The following is a 5,435-nucleotide window of genomic DNA, read 5'->3' on the forward strand; positions in this document are numbered from 1 at the left end:
CATTTTATTCTGCATCAGTGTTTTGCTCGCAGCATTTTCAATCCCAGTTGTGGCGAGTATATTTAGTTTATCCGTTCCAAACTAGCTGAAACCAAGCCGTTCAAATGGCGTAAAAAATGTATTTGTTTTCCATTTACTTTATCTCGCAATTTAAGAACATTTTGTTCGCTTAATTGCCATCGGTAAATTAGAATCAAGGTTTAGAAAATCTTGGCAGGGGAGTTCTTTACCAAGTTGGCCAAGCCGAAAGTAAGCACGCACAACAATCGCATCAACACGATTTATTACATTCGGCGTTCTGGGTTTGCCTTTAGCTTTGTGATTAAGGCGGTTAATTCAGGTTGGTTTACATAGTAATAAACGTGTTATGCCAGCGTTACACGAACTCTAAGATTGCAGTTTTTTGGCTCAGTTCAGCGATTGAGCCGTTAATTTTTTAGGCGTGAAAGTAGGATGGATTTCCTTTTTATTTGCTGCCTTTTAGTTTTCATTTTATCAGGTTCGGCAATTGACTATTATTGCCAAAAGTTCATGGGTTTCAGAAGCCAATTTAGGCTTCAATTGTTCATGGTTTTGCCTCATTTTATCCTGCATCAGTGTTTTGCTCGCCACATTTTTAATCCCAATTGTGGCAAGAATATTTGGTTTATCAGCTTAAAACTTGCTGAAACTAGATCGTACAAATGGCGTAAGAAAAAGGGATTGTTTCGTTTCACAGTTATTGGCGGTGATTGGATATTTTGCTCGCTTAATTGAGCCAGTCTAATTAAACTCAGTTTACAGTAAATCTTGGTAAATCAATTCTTTACCAAGTTAATGGAAGCGTTGACAAAGATCGTGTAACAAAGCCATCAACACGATGCTTATAACATTCGGCGTTTTTGGTTTAAAGTATAATTGGTTTGGAAAGTTGGTCGTCAGCACGTGTTATGGCGGCGTTATGCCCTTGAGCGAAAGAAAGAAAGGAAGTAATTTGAAAAAATTAATTGAAGTATTGATTGGGCTTGCTAAACAATATCCATTACATGAGAATTTTAATTGGGAAATTCCTGAAAATTGCCCTTTAGATTTTCCTGATGGACTATTATCGGAGTTTGAGCGAAATATCTATTTAAAACATAACTTAAGCTCATTTTTAACTGTTGATAAGCATACAAATCGATATTGGGTTATTCAGGAATGGGGAGGTATTCGTTCATTAAAGAAAAATGATAGAAATGATGCTTTGTTGTCCAAGTTGGACTTAGAGTTGAGTAAGGGTATCCTAACTCGTCCAACTTTTTCTGTAATATCATCTCTTTCAAAAGTCGCTTCTTTCATCGATTGCAGTAATTATGCTATATACGATTCACGAGTGATTTACTCATTGAACTGGTTAATGTTTAAATATACAGGGTTGACTGAATATTACCCACAACCGTCAGGAAGAAATGCAGAACTGTCTAAGTTCGATCTCAATACAATTTTTAATTTATCGGATCGTGAAATTACGTATATAAGTCACAAAACGGCTTATCATAATTATTGTAATTTACTCAAAACCCTTTCTTTTGAGATGTATGGTAAAAATGAACCTTATCTAGCTGAAATGCTTTTGTTTTCGATAGCTCCATCTTATATTGTTAATGATATTAAAAAGTCTATGACGATCTCTTTAAAACGAGCATAACAAATGCATCAACACGATTTGCTACATTCGGCATTGTCAGTTTGCCTTTAGTTTTAGTGATTAAGGAAGTAAAATTCAGCTTGGTTTGCATAGTAGCAAACGTGTTATGCAGGCGTTAGGCGAATGTCACACTTTGATGATTTTGGTTAAAGTAGCTATTGATTCCGTCATTCTGTCTATATATTTGGTTTCATGGATAAGGTCGATTTTTGGTAAAATAGGTACTCAATTTTATAATGAATACCGAGAATAAAATGGCTGGAATCGCATACTTAACTATAAATAGCACTAATAAAGGCTGCATATCGCAAGGTTGTAATACTTTAAGTTCAATGGGTAACTCTTATCAACGCGATCATGAAGATGAGATTACTGTTTTGGCCTTTTCTCATGGTATTGAATATCAGAATAAGTCAATTCATAAACCAATTAAAATCGTAAAAAAAATTGATAAAAGTACACCCTTGCTAGCGCAAGCGTGTAGTGACGGTGATGTGCTTGATTGTACGGTTACTTTTTATAGGCCTGGAGCTTCATCTGGTTTACAAGCATTTTATGAAGTTGTACTGACTGGTGCACAAATTAGAAGTACTTCGGTCAATATGCCTCATATTGTCGATTTTAACCAAGACGAAATGGAAGAAATTGTTCTTATTTCATATCGAGATATTCAATGGAAACATTTAGCGGGTAATACTAATGGTTACGGTTCGTGGTTAAAATCAATTAGTGATGGATTATCATGAACAAAGACTTTGAAGATGACGAGGTAAGTTTAGCAATACGAGGTTTGATGTCTCAATGTAATTCATTGAGTCTTGAGTGTATTCAAGACCCAATGATCCAACATCAATTTCAGCGTGAATATAGACATATTGGTAAATGTTTAAAAGCAGACTATGAGAGTGGTAAAATCTCTAGAGATGATGTTGTTCAATATGTTAAGAAGGAACGTCGAAGCTTAATTGAACAGGCGCAAGCTTTAGCTGAATATGGTTTAGGCGTTATTGGTGGGATCGCACAAGCATCTGGTGGAGCAGTACTATGTGCATCAGTTCCATTAACAACGATTGCTGGAGCTGCAATGTGTGCAACCGTTGGTGTTCCCATGATGGCTCATGGAAGCAATAATACATATGAAAGTACTGCGAATATAATGGACTTTTTACGTGGAGAACAAGAGATTAATAACTCTGGCTGGGTTAGAAGTACATATCGTCAAGCTTCTAAAAGTCTTGGCTATTCAAACCGCGAAGCAGATTTAGTGTATAGTAGTGTTGATTTGGGGTTATCTGCATACGGTTTTATTAATGTTTTAAAAAAAGTTCCTTATGCAAATGTTCCGGATGCGACTCAATTTCAATTGTTTAGAGCTTTAGCTTCAGACTATGAAAAAGGTTGGCGAACGATGAGTAAACCAGCATTATTAGGTGAAGTTGTTGGGAATGCGAATACTATAAATGGAATGGTTCAGACGTATAATGATTAATTTATTAGCTTACTTAAGTGGTTCTTTGTTTTTCTTATTTATATCAGTACTTTCAGGAAAACTAATAAAAAATAGAATTAATAGTACTTTCTATCTTATGGTTTTTGTTATTTTTAATGGATTTATCGCAGCTCAACAATATTCAATATTATTTGAAAGTAGGCTGTCTTATGACTATCCCATGGATATTAAAATTACAAATCCTATTTTAATGCTTTCGTTTGTTTTTTTGATTGCTCATGGCTATTTAATAATTAACCCATTGAAACGTTTAGGGAAGTGATCATTTCGTGATTCGCCTAACAAAGCAATCAACACGATTCATTACATTCGGCGTTGTAGGTTTGTCTTTGGTTTAGGTGTTTAAGGCAGTAAAATTCAGCTAAGTCGTCGTAGTAATAAACGTGTTATTGCGGCGTTATGTTTTTCCTATACTTTAGTTTGCCATATGGTAAAATCTGATTCATGTATTTTTTAAATGAATTATCAAAATCAAATGAATAGAAGAGTAAGTGGTCTACCTGATCATTGGCAAGATTATTTTTTATGTGTATTACTCCATATGTTATTTCCATTCTTCCCACTATTGATGGAATCGTTATTAACGAGCAATATACAACAAAATTCATTAATGTTATTTGCTGCAATGTACCCATTATCAATAGGATTATCTTCAGATAGTAAGTTATTATTTGGTTTTACTATATTAATAAGTTTATTTTTTTCGGTTGCGTATGGTGTTGTCGCAGCAAGTGGAAAACCATTAGCTAATTTTGAAGTTTATGCATTTATAAGTCTTATTGCAATTTTTACTGTCCACTTACTTGAAAGATATAATAAACATGTAGTGGATAGAACCCCATTTTGGGCTTTTAATTCTAGTGTTGGAGAGTAAGTAATTATGGATGTTATTCAGTTGTTACCTATTCTTGGGTCTTTGACTTCGGCTATTGCTGTATTAATCAGTTATTTAAATTTAAGGCAAAAAACAAAATCAGAAAAAGAACAAATTGAAAAACTTAAATCAGAATTAGATCGTAAATTGTCAGAATTAGATAAGAAAAATTTTGCTAAATTAAGAAATTCTATTGTTCATGGTGGTAATGTAGATAAAGATGAATTGGAAAATACTCGAAAGATTATTGTTTCAATCATACAAGAATTACATGATAAAGAATTGGAGCAATTAAATTCAGCTTTAACTCAATCATCTAAAGATGGAAAAATGAGATATACCGATAAATTAATAACCATGACCACGTTGAAGTCTAAAACATAACAATCGCATCAACACGATTTACTACACTCGGCAATCTCAGTTTGCCGGGTGTTTCTCATTTTAAGGCGTCAATTTCAAGTATGATTGCATAGTAGTAAACGTGTTATGCAGGCGTTATAGGGCTAAATATGATATCGAGGGTTTTATGAGTTTACGTATAGTTAATACTTTTTCTTCTGTTTATGAATCGTGGTCAACAAGAGATGCAACTCAACAAGAAAACATAGAGCATTATGAGCGTGAGGGATCGTTTCTACCATTCGTGAATGACAAGCTTATAGCTGTAATAAGTGATCATTTTTCTGCAGCTGAATATATGGCGGAAATAGGTGCTGATAACGGGCTTGAAAATCACATTGATAAGTTTTTAGATCAAGACAGTAATTATAAGTCGTGGAGGTCTCATATGCCATCTAGAACTCCTCGCTCAATCACAAAATTCCAACAAAGCTACCCTAATTACATCCAATCAGATGTCGACACTGAGATAAATATGATTGGTAAAACCTTAAGTGAAGGGCAGTTTCTGTTTCATGGTGGCTGTTGGTTTAATAGCAGAAATAACAAAGTCGTTTTAAATAAACCATTCTCGACTAGCTTTTGCCCACAAGTAGCACTTAGAAATGCAGAGTGGGGAGGGAAAGCTTATGACGAGAGTCGAATTGATTTGTTCGTTCTTAGAGTCACAAACCCCAAGACAAATGTATTTGCTTACAAGCGTAAAGGAACAAGGATGGGTAATGAAAAGGAAGTCTTATTTGCGACTGGCGCGGAAGTTAGATTGCGAAGTCGCACCTTAATTCGGGACGATTATGTAGTAGGGAAATATGGCTATTCTTCTAAAAAGGTACCTATTTACGTAATTGAAGTTGATATTTCTTAGGCATAAGCCCTATAACAAATGCATCAACACGATTTGCTACACTCGGCGTTGTCAGTTTGCCTTTAGTTTCAGTGATTAAGGCGTTAAAATTCAGCTAAGTCTGTATCGTAGCAAA

General features: G+C 34.7%; 7 protein-coding genes. All 7 read left to right on the forward strand.

The annotated features are described in order from the left end of the window. Positions 1-973 precede the first annotated feature (973 nt). The 7 genes from A6E04_RS15565 (at position 974) to A6E04_RS15595 (ending at position 5,320) form a co-directional block, all read left to right on the forward strand. Complete coding sequence (locus A6E04_RS15565; protein ID WP_065611811.1) at positions 974-1,669, forward strand: hypothetical protein; 696 nt, start codon at positions 974-976, stop codon at positions 1,667-1,669. Between the two features lie 254 nt (positions 1,670-1,923). Beyond that, on the forward strand, positions 1,924-2,415 hold the full coding sequence (gene tssD, locus A6E04_RS15570) for a type VI secretion system tube protein TssD (protein ID WP_065611812.1): 492 nt from the start codon (positions 1,924-1,926) through the stop codon (positions 2,413-2,415). Next, entirely contained in the window at positions 2,412-3,158 is a 747-nt protein-coding gene (locus tag A6E04_RS15575) for a DUF4225 domain-containing protein (RefSeq protein ID WP_065611800.1), read from the forward strand. The genes tssD and A6E04_RS15575 overlap by 4 nt, the downstream gene beginning before the upstream one ends. Further along, complete coding sequence (locus A6E04_RS15580) at positions 3,151-3,441, forward strand: hypothetical protein (RefSeq protein WP_065611801.1); 291 nt, start codon at positions 3,151-3,153, stop codon at positions 3,439-3,441. The genes A6E04_RS15575 and A6E04_RS15580 overlap by 8 nt, the downstream gene beginning before the upstream one ends. 195 nt (positions 3,442-3,636) lie before the next feature. Further along, positions 3,637-4,053, forward strand: a complete 417-nt coding sequence (locus A6E04_RS15585; RefSeq protein ID WP_065611802.1) for a hypothetical protein — start codon at positions 3,637-3,639, stop codon at positions 4,051-4,053. Positions 4,054-4,059: 6 nt separating this feature from the next. Then, entirely contained in the window at positions 4,060-4,437 is a 378-nt protein-coding gene (locus A6E04_RS15590) for a hypothetical protein (RefSeq protein WP_065611803.1), read from the forward strand. 145 nt (positions 4,438-4,582) lie between these two features. Next, positions 4,583-5,320, forward strand: a complete 738-nt coding sequence (locus A6E04_RS15595; protein WP_065611804.1) for a hypothetical protein — start codon at positions 4,583-4,585, stop codon at positions 5,318-5,320. The last annotated feature ends 115 nt before the right edge of the window (positions 5,321-5,435 follow it).

It is taken from the genome of Aliivibrio logei, assembly GCF_001691055.1.
GTDB lineage: Bacteria > Pseudomonadota > Gammaproteobacteria > Enterobacterales > Vibrionaceae > Aliivibrio > Aliivibrio salmonicida.